This window comes from Citrobacter werkmanii, from assembly GCF_008693645.1.
GTDB lineage: Bacteria > Pseudomonadota > Gammaproteobacteria > Enterobacterales > Enterobacteriaceae > Citrobacter > Citrobacter werkmanii.
Genome location: NZ_CP044101.1, coordinates 3,678,294 through 3,698,120, shown reverse-complemented (window position 1 = coordinate 3,698,120; position 19,827 = coordinate 3,678,294). Strand labels below are relative to the sequence as shown.

14 protein-coding genes are annotated in these 19,827 nt (G+C 54.3%); 8 read left to right on the top strand and 6 right to left on the bottom strand.

Annotated features, from left to right (window positions below):
• The first annotated feature begins 86 nt into the window (after positions 1–86).
• From ypfJ to ypfH, 3 genes are all read left to right on the top strand, one after another.
• Positions 87–950 (top strand): KPN_02809 family neutral zinc metallopeptidase, encoded by an 864-nt coding sequence (gene ypfJ / locus FOB24_RS18430; RefSeq protein WP_085049253.1) that lies wholly within the window; start codon positions 87–89, stop codon positions 948–950.
• Between the two features lie 15 nt (positions 951–965).
• Positions 966–2,981 (top strand): tRNA(Met) cytidine acetyltransferase TmcA, encoded by a 2,016-nt coding sequence (locus tag FOB24_RS18425; RefSeq protein WP_150345293.1) that lies wholly within the window; start codon positions 966–968, stop codon positions 2,979–2,981.
• 73 nt (positions 2,982–3,054) lie between these two features.
• Positions 3,055–3,753 (top strand): esterase, encoded by a 699-nt coding sequence (gene ypfH / locus FOB24_RS18420; RefSeq protein ID WP_150345292.1) that lies wholly within the window; start codon positions 3,055–3,057, stop codon positions 3,751–3,753.
• Positions 3,754–3,857: 104 nt separating this feature from the next.
• Here the strand turns inward: ypfH and FOB24_RS18415 are convergent, their stop codons facing one another.
• From FOB24_RS18415 to FOB24_RS18405, 3 genes are read right to left on the bottom strand one after another with little or no spacing between them, the layout of a single operon-like run.
• A complete protein-coding gene (locus tag FOB24_RS18415; protein ID WP_003037974.1) occupies positions 3,858–4,058 on the bottom strand; it encodes a membrane protein in 201 nt (66 codons plus the stop codon).
• A 27-nt stretch (positions 4,059–4,085) separates the two neighbouring features.
• Complete coding sequence (dapE, locus tag FOB24_RS18410; protein ID WP_038642554.1) at positions 4,086–5,213, bottom strand: succinyl-diaminopimelate desuccinylase; 1,128 nt, start codon at positions 5,211–5,213, stop codon at positions 4,086–4,088.
• A gap of 3 nt (positions 5,214–5,216) precedes the next feature.
• Positions 5,217–5,573 carry an ArsC family reductase gene (locus tag FOB24_RS18405; protein WP_150345291.1) on the bottom strand — a complete coding sequence of 119 codons (357 nt, stop codon included), beginning with the start codon at positions 5,571–5,573 and terminating at the stop codon, positions 5,217–5,219.
• Positions 5,574–5,961: 388 nt separating this feature from the next.
• Here FOB24_RS18405 and ypfM point away from each other — a divergent pair, with 388 nt between their 5' ends.
• Positions 5,962–6,021 carry a protein YpfM gene (ypfM, locus tag FOB24_RS18400; RefSeq protein ID WP_001386977.1) on the top strand — a complete coding sequence of 20 codons (60 nt, stop codon included), beginning with the start codon at positions 5,962–5,964 and terminating at the stop codon, positions 6,019–6,021.
• Positions 6,022–6,096: 75 nt separating this feature from the next.
• Here ypfM and acrD read toward each other — a convergent pair whose 3' ends face one another.
• Both acrD and narQ read right to left on the bottom strand, forming a co-directional pair.
• On the bottom strand, positions 6,097–9,210 hold the full coding sequence (acrD, locus tag FOB24_RS18395) for a multidrug efflux RND transporter permease AcrD (protein WP_069324476.1): 3,114 nt from the start codon (positions 9,208–9,210) through the stop codon (positions 6,097–6,099).
• A 184-nt stretch (positions 9,211–9,394) separates the two neighbouring features.
• Positions 9,395–11,092, bottom strand: a complete 1,698-nt coding sequence (gene narQ / locus FOB24_RS18390; RefSeq protein WP_087856429.1) for a nitrate/nitrite two-component system sensor histidine kinase NarQ — start codon at positions 11,090–11,092, stop codon at positions 9,395–9,397.
• 263 nt (positions 11,093–11,355) lie between these two features.
• Between narQ and aegA the strand changes: the two genes are divergently transcribed.
• From aegA to FOB24_RS18375, 3 genes are all read left to right on the top strand, one after another.
• Positions 11,356–13,335, top strand: coding sequence for a formate-dependent uric acid utilization protein AegA (gene aegA / locus FOB24_RS18385; protein WP_085049249.1), 1,980 nt, complete (start codon positions 11,356–11,358; stop codon positions 13,333–13,335).
• Positions 13,336–13,402: 67 nt separating this feature from the next.
• Positions 13,403–13,978 carry a GDP-mannose pyrophosphatase NudK gene (gene nudK / locus FOB24_RS18380; protein ID WP_006683526.1) on the top strand — a complete coding sequence of 192 codons (576 nt, stop codon included), beginning with the start codon at positions 13,403–13,405 and terminating at the stop codon, positions 13,976–13,978.
• Positions 13,979–14,101: 123 nt separating this feature from the next.
• Complete coding sequence (locus FOB24_RS18375; RefSeq protein WP_038642544.1) at positions 14,102–15,145, top strand: DUF1176 domain-containing protein; 1,044 nt, start codon at positions 14,102–14,104, stop codon at positions 15,143–15,145.
• Here FOB24_RS18375 and tkt read toward each other — a convergent pair.
• Positions 15,135–17,129, bottom strand: a complete 1,995-nt coding sequence (gene tkt / locus FOB24_RS18370; protein WP_150345290.1) for a transketolase — start codon at positions 17,127–17,129, stop codon at positions 15,135–15,137. The genes FOB24_RS18375 and tkt overlap by 11 nt on opposite strands.
• 279 nt (positions 17,130–17,408) lie before the next feature.
• Here tkt and maeB point away from each other — a divergent pair, with 279 nt between their 5' ends.
• On the top strand, positions 17,409–19,688 hold the full coding sequence (maeB, locus tag FOB24_RS18365) for an NADP-dependent oxaloacetate-decarboxylating malate dehydrogenase (protein ID WP_038642540.1): 2,280 nt from the start codon (positions 17,409–17,411) through the stop codon (positions 19,686–19,688).
• The last annotated feature ends 139 nt before the right edge of the window (positions 19,689–19,827 follow it).

Below are 19,827 nucleotides of genomic sequence, written 5' to 3'. Positions count from 1 at the left end.
GCCGATTTTGATTACTGTTTCTTATGGTAATCCTGTTCCGAACCGCCTACGATCATCATCATAATGAATAAAAAGTTGAGGTGATTATGCGCTGGCAAGGGCGTCGTGAAAGTGACAATGTAGAAGACAGACGAAACAGCTCCGGCGGCCCTTCTATGGGCGGGCCTGGTTTTCGTTTGCCCAGTGGTAAAGGCGGCATCATCCTGCTGATAGTGGTGCTGGTCGCAGGTTATTATGGCGTGGATCTCACCGGATTAATGACCGGTCAACCCGTTTCCCAACAGCAATCATCACACTCCATCAGCCCAAATGATGATGAAGCGGCAAAATTTACCTCGGTGATTCTGGCCACCACGGAGGATACCTGGGGACAGCAGTTTGAAAAAATGGGCCGGACCTATCAACAGCCGAAGCTGGTGATGTATCGGGGCGCTACGCGTACCGGATGCGGCGCAGGCCAGTCCGTGATGGGCCCGTTTTACTGCCCGGCGGATGGCACCGTGTACATCGACCTCTCCTTCTACGACGATATGAAAAACAAGCTGGGCGCCGATGGTGATTTTGCTCAGGGCTATGTTATCGCCCATGAAGTGGGCCACCACGTGCAGAAACTGCTGGGTATTGAACCGAAAGTTCGTCAGATGCAACAGAATGCCTCACAGGCTGAAGTGAACCGTCTTTCCGTGCGTATGGAACTGCAGGCGGATTGCTTTGCCGGCGTCTGGGGCCATAGTATGCAGCAGCAGGGCGTGCTGGAGTCCGGCGATCTGGAAGAGGCGCTGAACGCCGCGCAAGCTATCGGTGACGATCGCCTGCAGCAGCAAGGACAAGGCCGCGTTGTACCGGACAGTTTTACCCACGGAACTTCTGAACAGCGCTTTACCTGGTTCAAACGCGGCTTTGACAGTGGCGATCCGGGGCAGTGCAATACTTTTGGAAAAGGCATTTAAGAGACAGAGGCAGGGATGTCTGATAACACGGCGCTGAGGGCGTTAACTGAACAGATGACCCGCGAAGGCATCCGCCGTCTGCTGGTTATCAGCGGCGAGGATAGCTGGCGTCAGGCGCAAGCATTAGCGCTACGCAACGCGTTACCCGGTGACTGGCTATGGGTAGGGGCGCAAGCCCCTGCTGAGCCGAACTGTACGCCGCAGGCGCTGCAAACATTACTAGGGCGTGAATTCCATCATGCAGTTTTTGACGCCGGGCAGGGATTTGACGCTGCGGCGTTTGCCGCCTTAAGCGGCACGCTGATCGCCGGCAGCTGGCTGGTGTTGCTGACTCCACCCTGGCATAGCTGGCACACGCATCCTGACGCGGATTCACTGCGCTGGAGTGACTGCGCTGACCCGATTCCAACGCCGTATTTTGTTGAACACGTCAAACGGGTCATTTCCCGTGATGGACAGGCGTTGCACTGGCAGCAGCATCAGCCCGCTACATATCCCCACTTTGCTGCTTGCGCCGACTGGCACGCGGCAACCGGTGAACCTCAGCCTGAACAGGCGCTGATTTTATCGCAGTTACTGACTATGCCTTCTGGCGTGGTTGCCGTGACGGCCGCGCGTGGTCGGGGAAAATCCGCGCTGGCGGGGCAACTGATTGCACGTATCAACGGGACTGCAATTGTTACCGCGCCTGCCAAAGCGGCAACCGATGTGCTGGCGCAATTTGCCGCAGAACGTTACCGCTTTATGGCCCCGGACGCGTTGTTAAGCAGTTCTGCAACCGCAGACTGGCTTATCGTTGATGAAGCCGCCGCAATCCCCGCGCCGCTACTGCATCAGTTAGTCGCGCGTTTTCCCCGCACGCTATTAACCACCACCGTTCAGGGCTATGAGGGAACCGGCAGAGGCTTCTTGTTGAAGTTCTGCGCCCGCTTTCCCCATCTTCGACGTTTTGAGTTACAACAGCCCGTACGCTGGGCGCTGGGATGTCCGCTGGAGAAAATCGTCAGCGATGCGCTGCTGTTTGACGACGAAACGTTTACGCATGCCCCGTCGGGCGATCTCCATTTCAGTGCATTTGAACAACAATCCTGGTATGACAACCCGGCGCTGCCGGTAGCGGTATATCAACTGCTTTCCGGGGCGCACTATCGCACTTCGCCACTGGATCTGCGGCGAATGATGGACGCGCCTGGCCAGCATTTCCTTCAGGCATCGTGTGCAGACTCGGTGGCGGGAGCCGTCTGGTTGGTGGATGAAGGGGGACTGTCTGCGGAATTAAGCCAGGCCGTTTGGGCAGGATATCGCCGACCACGAGGAAATCTGGTTGCACAGTCACTGGCGGCGCACGGCGGTGATCCGTTGGCGGCAACGCTCATTGGACGGCGGGTAAGCCGAATTGCGGTTCATCCTGCTCGCCAGCGAGAAGGTATCGGGCAGCAGTTGATTATGCAGGCCCGGCGTTACTCCACGCAATGTGACTATCTGTCCGTCAGTTTTGGGTATACGGTCGAACTCTGGCGTTTCTGGCAGCGCTGTGGTTTTGTTCTGGTGCGAATGGGCAATCACCGCGAAGCCAGCAGCGGGTGCTATACCGCCATGGCGTTACTGCCTATTAGCGAAGCGGGAAAACGCCTCGCCGGGCGCGAACACCTGCGTCTGCGGCGCGATGCGGAGATACTTACGCAGTGGAACGGTGAGGGCATTCCGCTGGACCCGTTGAAAGAGTCTACGCTTAATGAGCATGACTGGAATGATCTGGTGGGATTTGCCTTCGCCCATCGGCCATTACTGACGTCGCTTGGCTGTCTGACTCGTCTGCTTCAGCATAGCGAGTTACCTCTCCCGGCCTTGCGGGGCCGCTTACAGGCTAAACGCAGCGATGTCGAATTGTGCCAGCAGTTGAAGATCCCCGGGCGTAAAGCACTGCTGGTCGTTCAGCGGGCCGAGGCGGCGCAGGCGCTGAAACAGTTGGATGCTGAACGTATACAGCGGCTACAAAATCGCATTATGCAATGGCAAAATTTTCACTAACTTCTTCAATTTACTGACATGGTCATTGCGGTTAAGCGGCGTAGAATGATTCTCATCAGTTAAGGAGATCGCCATGAAACATGACCATTTTGTTGTTCAAAGTCCTGATAAACCCGCTCAACAGCTACTGCTGCTGTTTCATGGCGTCGGCGATAACCCGGTTGCCATGGGCGAAATCGGCTCCTGGTTTGCACCGCTGTTTCCGGATGCGCTCATCGTCAGCATTGGCGGGGCTGAGCCTTATGGTTCTCCTTCCGGACGTCAGTGGTTTTCGGTTCAGGGCGTAACGGAGGAGAACCGGCAGGCGCGTGTTGACGCCATTATGCCGGTCTTTATTGAAACCGTGCGCTACTGGCAAAAACACAGCGGCGTTTCACCTCAGGCTACCGCGCTGATTGGTTTTTCTCAGGGGGCGATTATGTCGCTTGAGAGTATTAAAGCCGAGCCGGGGCTGGCATCGCGGGTCATCGCCTTCAATGGTCGCTACGCCACCTTACCAGAGATTGCAACCACGGCTACGACGGTACATTTGATTCACGGCGGTGAAGACCGGGTGATTGAGTTATCTCACGCCGTTGCTGCGCAGGAAGCGTTAATTCGCGCCGGTGGAGATGTGACGCTGGATATCGTCGAAAATCTGGGGCACGCCATTGATGAACACAGCATGCAGTTTGCGCTCGATCATCTGCGTTTTACCGTACCGAAACACTACTTTGATGAAGCGCTGAGCGGTGGTAAGCCTCACGATGATGATGTGATTGAGATGATCTGATTGATCACAGTAGGCCGGATAAAACGCGAAGCGTTGCCATCCGGCACTTAATACCCGGTAGCGCTAATGCTTACCGGGCCTACGGAACTTATCCGGCCTACATATTATTTCTTCGGTTGATCCTTGTTTGGCCAATCGTCGTCGTCGTCCCACTTATCGTTAAAGTCACGATGCGGGGGAAGCTCCGGCTTATTGGCGAGATATTTCTTAGGGTCGACACGCTTGAGATCTTTAATCACGTTCAGCAATACGCCTACCAGAAACACCAACACTAAAATCCACCAGTATTTTGCCAGCCAGTCCATGCTCATTTCCTCTTACAGGAACACTCATCAGGCGACGAGTTGCTCCATGATACGTTGATACATACGGGCCAGCAGTTGCAGGTCGGCGGCATTAACGCATTCATTAATTTTATGAATGGTCGCATTGACCGGCCCAAGCTCTACTACCTGTGCCCCCATGCGGGCAATAAAACGCCCGTCGGATGTCCCGCCTGTAGTCAGTAACTGCGGTTTAATTTCATTATAGTGCTCAATGGCGTTCACTACTGCATCCACCAGTTTACCGCGTGCGGTCAGGAACGGCTGACCGGAGAGCCACCAGTCGACGGTATAACGCAGTTGGTGTTTATCCAGCAGTTCCAGCACCCTGGCTTTAATCATTTCATCGGTTAATTCGGTGCTGAAACGGAAGTTGAACTGAATAAAGAGCTCGCCCGGGATAACATTGTTGCTGCCGGTTCCTGCCTGAATATTGGCAATCTGCATGCTGGTCGCCGGGAAGAACTCGTTACCCTGATCCCACTCGATCGCCACCAGTTCATTGAGCATAGGCGCTGCGCGGTGTACCGGGTTATCAGCCAGATGCGGGTAGGCTACGTGCCCCTGCACGCCGTGAATGGTCAGGTTGCAGGTCAGTGAACCACGACGACCATTTTTCACCACGTCGCCAACGATTTCCGTACTGGACGGCTCGCCAACCAGACAATAATCGAGGCGTTCGTTCCGCGCCATGAGCGCTTCAACCACCTTCACGGTGCCATTTTTGGCGCTGGCCTCTTCGTCAGAGGTTATCAGGAATGCCAGGCGGCCCTGATGATTAGGATGTTGGGCGACAAAGCGTTCTGCGGCCACGACCATCGCCGCCAGTGAACCCTTCATATCGGCAGCGCCACGCCCAAACAACATGCCATCGCGAATGGTCGGTTCAAACGGCGGATTAATCCAGCGATCGACATCGCCGGCAGGCACTACGTCAGTGTGACCGGCAAATGCCAGGGTCTCACCTTTACCGCGCCATGCCCAAAAATTCTGCGTGTCACCAAAATCCATTCGCTCAACGGTAAAACCTACCGCGCGCAGGCGTTCAATCATTAACGCCTGGCACCCGGCATCATCCGGGCTCAGAGAAGGACGGCGAATAAGCTGCTGAGTCAGCTCAATAACCGGGCACGACATAGATTACACCTCATTAAAAAACTGCGTATAACTGGAATCACTGAAACCAAGCAGCATAGGCTTACCCGACGCGCAGAGCAATGGGCGTTTGATAATTGCAGGCATTTCAATCATCAACGCGGCGGCGGCGTCCGCAGTAGTGATTTGGCTACGCGTGGCTTCATCCAGTTTTCGCCAGGTGGTTCCACGCGTATTGAGCAGCGGCTCCCAACCTAATTCGCTGATAAAGGACTGTAATAGCGTGTTGTCCAGGCCGTCGACGCGATAATCATGGAAGCGGTAGTCGATCCCTCGTTCTTCTAACCAGCGTCTGGCTTTTTTAATCGTATCGCAATTCTTAATGCCGTAGAGAGTAATCATCTGAATCCTTATTGATGGAATTTGAATATTTATGCCTATGTTTTGTGAACATGAATAATACATATTGTCATTCAGGCGTTATAGAGAAATATAACATTGTTGAACAAGGGTGAATAATGATTCCTGAAAGTTCCAAAACTATCGTATAAATGAAAATCAGAATTTGCCTGTTTGCATCAGCCTGTTTTTCCATCAGAATTGTCAAAGTAGTAGATGATGTATGAATATTTCAAAATGTTGCAGTAAGTCACATAAAATTTATGGGTTTAGCGCATAGTGATCACATATACCCCAAACACGGGAGGATGTAATCACAACCATCGGTTAAATGATCTTCTTTTGATGATGATGATTTCGTAGAATGCTCATAATAATAAGAGAGGTTGTTATGATTGAACGTGAACTGGGGAACTGGAAAGACTTTATCGAAGTCATGCTTCGTAAATAATTTTCTGGAAGAAATTCATATCCTGCAAAGGATAAAAAAAGGCGACTCAACGTAAGTCGCCTTTTTTGTGTCCGATTATTCTGGGCGTGGCTTCAATGGGAAGCGTCGACGGACCAGCACAAAGAACAGGGGAACGAAGTAAATTGCCAGGATTGTGGCTGAAATCATCCCGCCCATTACACCGGTCCCCACCGCATGTTGACCGCCGGAACCTGCGCCATTGCTGATGGCCATCGGCAACACCCCAAAGATGAACGCCAGCGACGTCATCAGAATCGGGCGTAAGCGCTGGCGACAGGCATGCAGCGTGGCATCAAGCAGATCGTGTCCTTTCTCGTTCATCTCATTGGCGAATTCAACAATCAATATCGCGTTCTTCGCTGAGAGTCCGATAACGGTTAATAACCCGACCTGGAAATACACATCGTTTTCCAGACCGCGCATCCAGGTGGCCAGCAGCGCGCCGATAACCCCCAGCGGCACGACCAGCATGACGGAGAAGGGCACCGACCAGCTCTCGTACAGCGCTGCCAGACACAGGAACACCACCAGCAGAGAGATGGCGTACAGGGCGGGGGCCTGAGAACCCGACAGTCGTTCCTGATAAGACATCGCCGTCCATTCCAGGCCAAATCCGGTCGGCAATTGGCGGACCAGCGACTCCATCACGTCCATCGCCGTACCGGTACTGACGCCGGGCGCGGCTTCACCGACAATCTCGACGGCAGAATAGCCGTTATAACGCTCCAGACGCGGTGAGCCGGTTTCCCAACGCGAGGTGGCAAAGGCCGAAAAAGGCACCATGCCGCCGCTATTATTGCGGACGTACCACAGGTTGATATCGTCCGGGAGCATGCGGTATTTTGCCGCCGCCTGGACGTAGACTTTCTTCACGCGGCCGCGGTCCATAAAGTCGTTAACGTAGCTGGAGCCCCAGGCCGTTTGCAATGTGTCGTTGATGTCGTCAATGGACACGCCCAGCGCCTGGGCTTTGCGCTGATCGATATCAATTTGCAATTGTGGACTGTCGTCGAGTCCGTTATGACGAACGCGGGTGAGGGACGCGTCTTTCCCGGCCAGCTCAATCAGCTTGTCGCGTGCGGCCATTAACGCGTCATGGCCCGCGCCGGCGTGATCCTGCAGTTCCATATCAAAACCAGCCGAACTTCCGAGGCCGCTAATGGCTGGAGGGCTGCTGGCGAAGACGCGAGCCTCTTTAATCTTATTAAACGCTTTGGTCGCGCGTTCGATGATGGCGAAGGAGGTCCCGGTGGTGGTGTCACGCTCATCCCAGTCTTTTAAACGCACGAACATACGCGCCACGTTTTGTCCGTTCCCGCCGGGGCCGGATCCTACCGTGGAAAAGACCGACATGATGTTGTCTTTTTCGTGGGTGAAGTAATACTTCTCTACTTCCTCTACCACTTTCAACGTTTGTTGTTGGGTGGAGCCGCTGGGGAGCTGTATCGAGGTGGTAAACATTCCGCGGTCTTCCAGCGGCAGGAAGGAAGTCGGCAGACGCAGGAACAGGAAGACCATACCGCCGAGCAGCAGAACGTAGATCAGGATCCAGCGCAGGCTGCGATGCAGGATCCGGGCAACGCCTTTTTCGTAGCGTTCGGCATTGCGGTTAAACATGCGGTTAAACCAACCGAAGAAACCGGTCTGCCCGTGTTGTTCGCCTTTATGCAGCGGTTTAAGCAGCGTGGCGCACAGCGCAGGGGTGAGGATCATCGCCACCAGAACGGACAGCACCATCGCGGAAACAATGGTAATCGAGAACTGGCGATAAATAGCCCCGGTAGTGCCGCCGAAGAAGGCCATTGGGATAAACACCGCCGACAGTACCATGGCGATACCGACCAGCGCGCCCTGGATTTGTCCCATCGATTTTCGCGTGGCTTCACGCGGTGAGAGGCCCTCCTCACTCATAATACGCTCGACGTTTTCCACTACCACAATGGCGTCATCCACCAGCAGGCCGATCGCCAGCACCATCGCAAACATGGTTAACGTGTTCACGCTATAGCCAAAGGCGTAGAGCACGGAGAAGGTACCCATCAGCACGACGGGAACGGCGATAGTGGGAATCAGCGTGGCGCGGAAATTTTGCAGGAACAGGTACATGACCAAAAATACCAGCGCGATCGCTTCCAGCAGCGTTTTTACCACGTCGATAATTGAGGCTTTTACGAAGGAGGTGGTTTCATACGCCACCTTATATTCCAGCCCGTGCGGAAAATATTGCGACAGCTCGTTCAGGCGGTTAATAACCAGCGTTGCCGTTGCCATTTCATTGGCGCCGGAGGCCAGCTTCACGCCCAGACCGGAGGCGGGATTACCATTAAAGCGGCTGAGATAATCATACTTTTCAGCCCCCATTTCGACCGTCGCCACGTCGCCCAGTTTAACTTCCGAACCATCCTGGTTAACGCGCAGAGTAATATCGCGGAATTGATCCGGAGTCTGCAGCAGCGACTGGGCATTAATCGTCGCATTCAGCGCCTGTTTGTCCACTGAAGGCGTGCCGCCAAGTTGCCCGACGGCAATCTGCGCATTCTGTGACTCGATAGCGTCGGTCACATCTTTGGCGGTCATCTGGAAGCTGTTAAGTTTGGCCGGGTCGAGCCAGATACGCATGGAGTATTGTGAACCGTAGGCGTCGATATCCCCCACGCCGTTTATACGACTGAGCGGGTCCTGAATATTACTCGCCACATAATCGGCGATGTCCTGCTTATCCATGGAGCCATCGGTAGAGACGAAGGCGATGGTCAGAATATTGGTATCCCCGGTTTTGCGTACCGTGACCCCTTGATCCTGTACCGCCTGCGGCAGCTTACGCATTGCCGATTGCAGTTGGTTTTGCACCTGCTGTACGGCTTCATCAGGATCGGTCCCGGCGACAAAACTCAGCGTAACCGTCGCCTGGCCTGTCCCGCTGCTCTGTGATGACATATACATCAGATTATCGAGACCGGTCATATTCTGCTCGATGACCTGGGTCACGGTGTTTTCCAGCGTTTGTGCAGATGCACCAGGATAGTTGGCGGTTACCCGCACGTTGGGCGGGGCCAGATCGGGATATTGCTCAACGGGTAGCGAAAAAATAGCCAGGGCTCCTGTCAGACACAACAGGATAGCTAACACCCAGGCAAAAATGGGGCGATCGATGAAAAAATTCGCCATTAAAAGGGGACCTCGTGTTTCTGCGTATCGTTATGGGTATGACTTGCTTCACTTTAGCGGCAAGGTACGGGGCAAACGTGGAGAAAAAAAGAAGATAATGTAAATTATCATGCCCGTTTACAGCATACCTTTTGTGCCAGCGCCGTCAGACCTGGATCCAGACCCGACGGCGCTTTGCGGTTCTTTACGTTAGCTTACTGTCGGATTCAGCCGAACGAAAACTGATGCTTACCAGCGTTCCCCCGCCGGAGGGCTGCGAGAAGGTCAATGTGCCGCTCAGTCTTTCCGCTCGTTCACGCATAATATTTAATCCATAGTGCCCGGTGGGCTCATGCGGTTCGCCAATGCCGATGCCGTTATCGCGAATATAAACCGTATGATTGCCATCCGGCGCGGTGACGCAACTGACGGCAATTTCGGTTGCGTTAGCATGCTTAATTGCGTTCAGTACCGCTTCACGAACAATCTGCAGCAGATGCACCTGCATTTGCGCATCCAGCGCCAGCGTAGGCAACCGGCAATCGAGCACCAGTTTAGCTGAGGTCTGATTTTGCAGCGTTTCCAGCATTTCATGCAGGGCGGAGGGTAAATCGGCCTGCTGTAAGGTCAGACGGAAGGTGGTCAGCAGCTCGCGCAGTTGACGATAGGCATCATTCAGCGCCTGAGAGAAATCCGCCATAATACTTTGCGCCGGAGCGTTATCCTCTGGAATCGAGCGCTTCAGCAACGTGAGCTGAATGCGTAGATAAGAGAGCACCTGCGCCAGCGAGTCGTGCAGTTCGCGTGCAATGGTCGCGCGCTCTTCCATTAACAACAGCTGCTGAAAATGTTTTTGCGCCTGGTTGAAGTACAACCCACGTCCCAGCATAGAAGATACGCTGTTGAGCAGCGGGGTCGAGGCATTGACGTTTGGACTTTGCCAGTGTAGTTCGCCGTAGACGGTTTCCTGCATCGTGACCGGCAGGATTTGCATTGGCAGCTCGGGGCTTTTGCTCCCTTCACTAATCCGCCAGTTATCACCGACGGTAAGCTCCAGGAAATACGCGGCGTCATGTTCGCGGACAATCTGTAAAATATGGCGGAAGCAGTACACATCAATCTGACTGGTATTCAGCGCCTGTGAGCACTGATACAGCACCTCCAGACGGCGATTGGCTTCGTGGAGATCGTGGGTTTTCTCTGCGACCGAGGCTTCCAGTGAACGGTACAGCTTGTGTAATTCACTCGACATCTGGCTAAAGGTCTTGCCCAGCAGCCCCAGTTCGTTGGGTAAACCGGTATCCAGCGGTGGGATATCAAACTGACCGTGCTCAATATGCTGGCTGGCCATTACCAGCTTATTTAGCGGCCGCACCACCTGCTGGCGAATGCGCCGCAGGGTAAAGAAGACGAGCGTGAATATGCCAATCCCGCCTGCCAGCGAAATACCAAAAACCAGCATCACTTTGCGTTCGGCGTAATGTTGCAACGCCAGCACGAAGAGATCGATTTGATCGACATAGTTATTGATATTGGCCTGGTACCATTTTAAATCGCCATCGATCAGACGGGCGTTCATTTCCAGCCAGTTTGCATGCAGTCGTCCATAGCGACTTTTCACCGCTTGCGGTACATACCACGCATTCAGATTTTGTAATGCCGACGAGTTTAGCGCCTGCTGGAAAAGTTGGCGGTGGGCGTTGAGCTGCGGGCTTTGGCTTTGCAGATCGTAACCCAGACGGTAACTTTGCATGCGCAATGAGCCAGCAACGTTGATGGCTTCAGCATCCCGCAAGCTGCTGGTCAGCGTGAGCAACGCAATACCCGTTGAGAGAATCGACAACAGCACGATGTAGAAAAAAGCCTTGGCCAGGCTGGCCGAGACCGGACGCTTTACCGTCACTTGCGCATCCTCACACAATACACGTCGCGCCTTGATACAGCCCGAACGATACGGTGTATTTGATAAATGTTAATAAAACGCCATGAAACTGGATGGTAACTGAAACACAATTTCATATGCGATGAAATAAATTGATCTGCCACAGGTTCTGGATAAATAGTTGTGCTTCCTGGGCAAATGAACATTGCCGCTTCCTTCCGTGTCGGTTAATAACAACAGTCATATAAAGAATAAGGTTTTTGCAACCAAAAAAGAAGGAAGCCATGAATCGTTTTATTATGGTCAATAGCCAGCAGTGCCTGGGTTGCCATGCCTGTGAGGTCGCTTGCGTCATGGCCCACAATGGCGAGCAGCATGTCCTGAGCCCGCGGCATTTTCAGCCCCGAATTACCGTCATCAAGCATCAGCAACAGCGCAGTGCGGTGACCTGCCACCACTGTGAAGATGCCCCCTGCGCCAGAAGTTGCCCAAACGGGGCAATCAGCCATGATAACGACAGCGTGCAGGTGAACCCGCAAAAGTGTATTGGCTGCAAATCGTGCGTCGTGGCCTGTCCCTTTGGCACGATGCAGATCGTACTCACTCCCGTGGCTAAAGGAAAGGTGAAAGCGACTGCGCATAAATGCGATTTGTGCCAGGGGCGTGAAGAAGGCCCCGCCTGCGTGGAAAACTGTCCGGCACAGGCGTTACAGCTGGTGACGGAAAACGCGCTTACCGGCCTGTCAAAAGCGCGCAGACTGCGTACAGCCAGTCTGGAGAGTCAGCCCTGGCACAGTAGCGCTACCGATTTTGTTCAGGATGCCATCACCAAACGTGAGCAAATGCAGGCGACGCCTGCGCGTGGTGAGCCAGATAAGCTGGCGATTGAAGCCCGAAAAACCAGCTTTGAAGAGATCTATCTGCCGTTTCGCACGGCGCAGGCGGAACGGGAAGCATCCCGCTGCCTGAAATGCGGCGACCACAGTATTTGCGAATGGACCTGCCCACTGCATAACCATATTCCGCAGTGGATAGAACTGGTCAAAGCCGGGAACATCGACGCGGCGGTTGAGCTTTCTCATCAGACCAACTGCCTGCCGGAAGTGACCGGGCGCGTGTGTCCCCAGGACCGGCTCTGCGAAGGGGCATGCACGGTGCGTAACGAGCATGGCGCGGTGACTATCGGTAATATTGAGCGTTATATTTCTGACCGGGCGCTGAGCAAAGGTTGGCGACCGGACTTAAGCCACGTACAGAAAGTGGATAGGCGCGTCGCGATTATCGGCGCGGGTCCGGCAGGCCTGGCCTGTGCGGATGTGTTAGCGCGAAACGGCGTTAGCGCCACCGTATACGATCGCCATCCTGAAATCGGCGGTTTGCTGACGTTTGGCATACCGGCCTTCAAGCTGGACAAAACGCTGCTGGCGCGTCGCCGTGAAATCTTCAGCGCCATGGGCATTCATTTCGAACTTAACTGTGAAGTGGGTAGGGATGTGGCGCTGGCGACGCTGCTGGAAGAGTACGATGCCGTATTTGTGGGCGTGGGGACCTATCGTTCCATGAAGGCGGACCTGCCGAATGAAGACGCGCCGGGCGTTTATGATGCGCTGCCGTTCCTGATTGCCAACACCAAACAGGTGATGGGGCTGGATGAACTGCCTGAAGAACCGTTTATCGATACCGCCGGGCTGAACGTTGTGGTGCTGGGCGGAGGCGATACGGCGATGGACTGCGTGCGTACCGCGCTGCGTCACGGGGCAAGCCAGGTTACCTGCGCCTATCGTCGTGATGAAGCCAACATGCCGGGTTCGAAAAAAGAGGTGAAAAACGCGCGCGAAGAGGGGGCGAACTTTGAGTTTAACGTCCAGCCGGTTGAGCTGGTGTTGAATGCCGATGGACGAGTCAGCGGAGTGCGTTTCTTACGTACCCAGCTTGGCGAGCCGGACGCGAATGGGCGTCGACGTCCGGTGCCGATCGCCGGGAGTGAGTTTGTTATGCCCGCAGACGCGGTGATCATGGCGTTTGGTTTCCACCCGCACGGTATGCCGTGGCTGGAGGCGCATGGCGTTAAGGTCGATAACTGGGGACGCATTGCCGCCAACGTTGAGAGCGCGTACCGTTATCAAACCAGTAACCCGAAAATCTTTGCCGGCGGAGATGCGGTACGCGGTGCGGACCTGGTGGTCACGGCGATGGCTGAAGGGCGGCATGCTGCCCAAGGGATCGTCGACTGGCTGGGCGTAAAATCAGTCAAATCTCACTAGCCGAAGGTCAAGACAAACCCGGTTTCACGGCGTAGTATTATTTCTCACTTCTCGCCGTGGAGCCGGTATGTCGCAAAAAATTACCCTCATCAAAGATAAAGTCCTTTCTGATAACTACTTCATCCTGCGCAATATTACCTATGATCTGACCCGAAGTAACGGTGAGGTGATTCGTCACAAGCGCGAGGTTTACGATCGCGGCAACGGCGCCACAATTCTGCTGTATAACGCGGAGAAGAAAACCGTGGTGCTCATCCGTCAGTTCCGCGTCGCGACCTGGGTCAACGGTAACGAAGACGGCCAACTGATTGAAACCTGCGCCGGACTACTGGATAACGACGAACCAGAAGCGTGTATTCGTAAAGAGGCGATTGAAGAGACCGGCTATGAAGTGGGGGAAGTGCGTAAACTGTTCGAACTCTACATGTCGCCGGGCGGCGTAACGGAGCTGATCCATTTCTTTATCGCGCAATACAGCGACAGTCAGCGGGCAAATGCAGGCGGCGGTGTTGAAGATGAAGATATTGAGGTTCTGGAGTTGCCGTTCACGCAGGCGCTGGAAATGATTAAAACGGGTGAGATCCGTGACGGCAAAACGGTGCTGTTGTTGAACTACCTGCAGTCGTCGCACCTTATGGATTAACCCTGAGTATTAATATTTCTTTACAAATAGACGGCCAATCCGACGATTCTTATTGAGCCACATCAGTCGCGCAAGGAAGATACCGCTTAGGCTGTGTGTTTTAATTCCGGGGTTGTACCGTCCATGCGCTATCGCGTCATTTTCATTTTTCTGCTCGGACTGATTCCCGTCCGTTTGCTGTGGGCCGCGCCCGCGCAGCAGGCGTTTTCTGACTGGCAGGTGACGTGTAATAACCAGAATTTTTGCGTGGCGCGCAATACCGGAGAACATCACGGCCTGGTCATGACCCTCAGCCGCAGCGCCGGGGCGCACACCGATGCGGTGTTGCGTATTGAACTGGGAGGGCTGGAGCCTTCCCATGCAAAAGAGAGCGAAATTGCGCCGCGCCTGTTGCTGGATGGCGCACCGCTTTCGCTTAGCGGTGAGCACTGGCGTATTACGCCCTGGCAACTGATGACCGATGATCCGGTCACTATTAGCGCATTTTTACAAACCGTACAGGACGCGAAGGCAATAACCCTGCAAAAAGGCGCGCAAAATCTTTCACTGATCGGATTAAAAGCCGCATTGCTGTTTATCGACGCCCAGCAAAAACGCGTGGGGAGCGAAACCGCCTGGATCGAAAAAGGTGATGAGCCGCCGCTCAGCGTACCGCCAGCCCCGGCCCTGAAAGGTGTGGCTGTCATTAACCCAACGCCAACGCCCTTAACGCAACAAGAGCGCAGTGAGCTGCTGGATTATGGTAACTGGCGCATCAATGGTATTCGCTGCTCGATCGATCCACTGCGTCGCGAGATGCGCGTCACGGCCCTGACGGATGACAAAGCGCTACTGATGATCGGCTGTGAAGCCGGGGCGTATAACACCATCGATCTGGCGTGGATTGTTTCACGCGCAAAACCGTTAACCTCCAGTGCCGTCCGTTTGAGTCTGCCATTTAAAACGGATGCCGAAAGTCGGGATATGGAACTGACCAACGCCACGTTTGACGAGAAGTCGCGGGAACTGGTCACCCTCGCCAAAGGACGAGGGTTGGCTGATTGCGGTATCCAGACGCGCTGGCGCTACGACGGACAGCGGTTTCGCCTGGCGCGTTATGCTCAGGAACCAAGTTGCGATAACTGGCATGGGCCAGATGCCTGGCCCACATTGTGGATCACGCGTTAAGCACTTTATGCGCTTTGGCGACGATGTTATCCACCGTAAAGCCGAAGAACGGGAACAATTTATCTGCCGGAGCTGATTCTCCATAACCGGTCATGCCGACAATTGCCCCCTTTAGACCGACATATTTGTACCAGTAATCGGCAATGCCTGCTTCCACCGCCACCCGGGCGCTGACGTTTGCCGGTAAGACCGATTCCCGGTACGCCTCATCCTGAGCGTCAAAAATATCGGTCGAGGGCAGAGAAACCACACGCACGTTACGACCCTCACCGGTCAGTTTTTCCGCCGCCAGCAGCGTGATTTCCATTTCTGAACCGGTAGCAATCAAAATAACATCCGGTTTACCGCCGCTGTCCTTCAGCACATATCCCCCGCGGGCAATCTGCTGCACCTGTTCAGGTGTACGCTCAACCTGCGCCAGATTTTGTCTGGAGAGGATTAGCGCCGTTGGCCCGTCATGGCGTTCGACCGCCAGCTTCCAGCCTACTGCCGCCTCAACCTGATCGCACGGTCGCCAGGTGCTGAAATTAGGCGTCAGACGCAGGCTGGCGAGCTGTTCGACGGCCTGGTGCGTAGGACCATCCTCCCCCAGACCAATCGAGTCGTGGGTATAAACCATGATTTGTCTGGCCTTCATCAACGCCGCCATGCGCGCGGCATTACGGGCATATTCGACAAACATCAGGAACGTGGCGGTGTACGGCACAAAGCCACCGTGATGGGCGATACCGTTGGCAATCGCGGTCATGCCAAACTCCCGCACGCCATAGTGGATGTAATTTCCGGCGGGATCCTCTTTAAGCGACGTAGATCCTGTCCAAATGGTCAGGTTGCTCGGCGCCAGATCCGCTGAGCCGCCAAGCAGTTCAGGCAGTATCGGACCGTAGGCGTTCAGGGTATTTTGCGAGGCCTTACGGGTGGCGATTTTGGCCGGATTAGCCTGTAAGTCGGTAATGTACTTCTGGGTCGTCTCTTCCCACTGTTCCGGTAGCCCGCCGCTCATTCGACGGGTAAATTCAGCCGCCAGCTGCGGGTGAGCTTGTTGATACGCCGCGAATTTCTCGTTCCAGGCCTGTTGCGCTTTCTCACCTTTTTCCCGTGCATCCCACGCCCGGTAAATCTCTTTGGGGATCTCAAAAGCAGGATGGTGCCACCCCAGCTTCTGTCGGGTTAGCGCCACTTCTTCTTCGCCCAGCGCGGCGCCGTGCGCTTCTTCTTTCCCGGCTTTATTCGGTGAGCCAAAACCAATCACCGTGCGGCAGATAATCAGCGATGGCTTATCGGTAACAGCCTGCGCTTCCTGAATCGCTTTTTTCACTGCCTCAGGATCATGACCGTCAATCTCATGCACTACATGCCAGTGATAGGCCTCAAAGCGTTTCGCGGTATCGTCGGTAAACCAGCCGTCGGTTTCGCCATCGATCGAGATGCCGTTGTGATCGTAGAAGCCGATCAGTTTGCCCAGTCCCAGGGTTCCCGCCAGGGAACAAACCTCGTGGGAAATCCCTTCCATCAGGCAGCCGTCGCCCATAAACACCCAGGTATAGTGGTTAACAATCTCATGATTCGGCTGGTTAAATTGCGCCGCCAGCGTGCGTTCGGCAATCGCCAGGCCAACCGCGTTGGCTAAACCCTGACCCAGCGGGCCGGTGGTGGTTTCCACGCCCGGCGTGTAGCCGATTTCCGGGTGCCCTGGCGTCTTCGAATGCAGTTGGCGGAAGTTCTTCAACTCCTCTAACGGCAAATCGTAGCCGGAAAGATGCAGCAGACTGTAAAGCAGCATTGAAGCGTGACCATTGGACAGAATAAACCGGTCACGATCGTACCAGGTGGGATCGGTCGGGTTATGGCGGAGGAAATCATTCCACAGTACTTCGGCAATATCGGCCATTCCCATTGGTGCGCCGGGGTGGCCTGAGTTAGCTTTTTGTACGGCATCCATACTTAGCGCACGAATGGCATTGGCAAGCTCTTTACGGGTCATAGGAAATACTCCTTGAAAAGTAAAGCGTTAGATGCGTGTGTTAATTCACACTTTTGGGAAAATTGCGGGCTGCACACGCAAAAAGCATAGCAGACAAGCATGGCATTGCTGGATTAAGCAGGTAACATGGCTGTTATAAGTTGATAACAAATTCTTTCTTTGAATGGCGAGAGTTTGGGGACCTTCAAAGTTTGGGCCGCTGACTGAGGTGATAATGTGCGGCTCGTAGCATGGTTACCCGCGCCACTTTTTTGATCGACACGTGAAAGGAACAACAAGATGGATGACCAGTTAAAACAAAGCGCCCTCGATTTCCACGAATTTCCAGTACCAGGTAAAATTCAGGTTTCTCCGACCAAGCCTCTTGCAACACAGCGCGATCTTGCTCTGGCCTACTCGCCAGGCGTTGCAGCCCCGTGTCTGGAAATTGAAAAGGACCCGCTGGCGGCCTACAAATACACCGCGCGCGGCAACCTGGTTGCGGTTATCTCCAACGGTACAGCTGTGCTGGGCCTGGGCAATATCGGCGCACTGGCTGGCAAACCGGTGATGGAAGGAAAAGGCGTTCTGTTTAAGAAATTCGCCGGGATTGACGTGTTCGACATCGAAGTGGATGAGCTTGATCCGGATAAATTTATCAATGTCGTGGCGGCCCTGGAGCCAACGTTTGGCGGCATCAACCTCGAAGACATCAAAGCGCCGGAATGCTTCTACATCGAGCAAAAACTGCGCGAGCGTATGAATATACCGGTATTCCATGATGATCAGCACGGCACGGCGATCATCAGTACCGCCGCAATTCTTAACGGTCTGCGGGTGGTAGAGAAAAATATCTCTGACGTACGCATGGTGGTGTCCGGCGCAGGTGCGGCGGCGATTGCCTGTATGAACCTGCTGGTGGCGCTGGGGATGCAGAAACACAATATTGTGGTCTGCGACTCCAAAGGCGTGATTTACAAAGACCGCGAACCGAACATGGCGGAAACCAAAGCAGCTTACGCGGTAGTGGATGACGGTAAACGTACGCTGGATGACGTGATTGACGGCGCAGACATTTTCCTCGGCTGCTCCGGTCCCAAAGTGCTGACCCAGGAAATGGTCAAGAAGATGGCGCGTGCGCCAATGATCCTGGCACTCGCCAACCCGGAACCGGAAATCCTGCCGCCGCTGGCAAAAGAGGTGCGCTCGGACGCTATCATTTGTACCGGTCGTTCCGACTACCCGAACCAGGTTAACAACGTTCTCTGCTTCCCGTTCATCTTCCGTGGCGCGCTGGACGTCGGCGCTACCGCCATCAACGAAGAGATGAAACTGGCCGCGGTACACGCCATTGCTGAGCTGGCGCACGCCGAGCAGAGCGAAGTGGTGGCCTCCGCCTATGGCGACCAGGACCTGAGCTTTGGCCCGGAATACATCATCCCTAAACCGTTCGACCCGCGTCTGATTGTTAAAATCGCTCCAGCGGTAGCAAAAGCGGCGATGGACTCCGGTGTGGCAACGCGTCCGATTGCTGACTTTGACGCTTATATCGATAAGCTGACCGAATTTGTCTACAAAACCAACCTGTTCATGAAGCCGATTTTCTCCCAGGCACGTAAAGCGCCGAAGCGTGTGGTGCTGACGGAAGGGGAAGAGGCGCGTGTGCTGCATGCGACGCAGGAGCTGATCACCTTAGGTCTGGCGAAGCCGATCCTGATTGGTCGTCCGAGTGTGATCGAAATGCGTATCCAGAAACTGGGACTGCAGATCAAAGCCGGCGTCGATTTTGAAATCGTTAACAATGAGTCCGATCCGCGCTTTAAAGAGTACTGGAACGAGTACTACCAGATCATGAAGCGCCGTGGTATTACCCAGGAGCAGGCGCAGCGTGCGGTGATTGCCAACACTACGGTTATCGGCGCGATCATGGTGCAGCGCGGTGAAGCCGATGCGATGATCTGCGGTACGATTGGTGACTATCATGAGCACTTCAGCGTGGTGAAAGAGGTGTTTGGTCACCGTGATGGCGTGCATACAGCCGGGGCGATGAACGCACTGCTGCTGCCAAGCGGTAACACCTTTATCGCCGACACCTACGTCAACGATGACCCAACGCCGGAGCAACTGGCTGAAATCGCCGTGATGGCGGCAGAAACCGTGCGTCGCTTTGGTATCGAACCGAAGGTGGCATTACTGTCACATTCCAACTTTGGCTCATCAAATTGTCCGTCTGCCAGCAAAATGCGTGAAGCACTGGCGCTGATTAAGGCGCGTGCGCCGGAATTGATGATTGACGGTGAAATGCACGGTGATGCCGCGCTGGTGGAAAGTATCCGTAACGACCGTATGCCGGATAGCCCACTGAAAGGCTCAGCCAATATTCTGGTGATGCCGAATATGGAGGCTGCTCGTATTAGTTACAACTTACTACGTGTTTCCAGCTCCGAAGGCGTAACGGTCGGCCCAGTGTTGATGGGGGTAGCGAAACCGGTGCACGTATTAACGCAGATCGCCTCTGTTCGTCGTATCGTTAATATGGTGGCGCTGGCCGTTGTAGAAGCTCAAACACAGCCGCTGTAATTTCACTTTAATTATTTCTGGCGCGGGTATCTCCCGCGCCTTTTTATTTTCCTTTTCTTAGTGATCCACTTCACCTTTTAAACCTGGTTGCCGAATTTTGTTATTTACTCTGACAAAAAATTGCCACGATGAGGGCAGT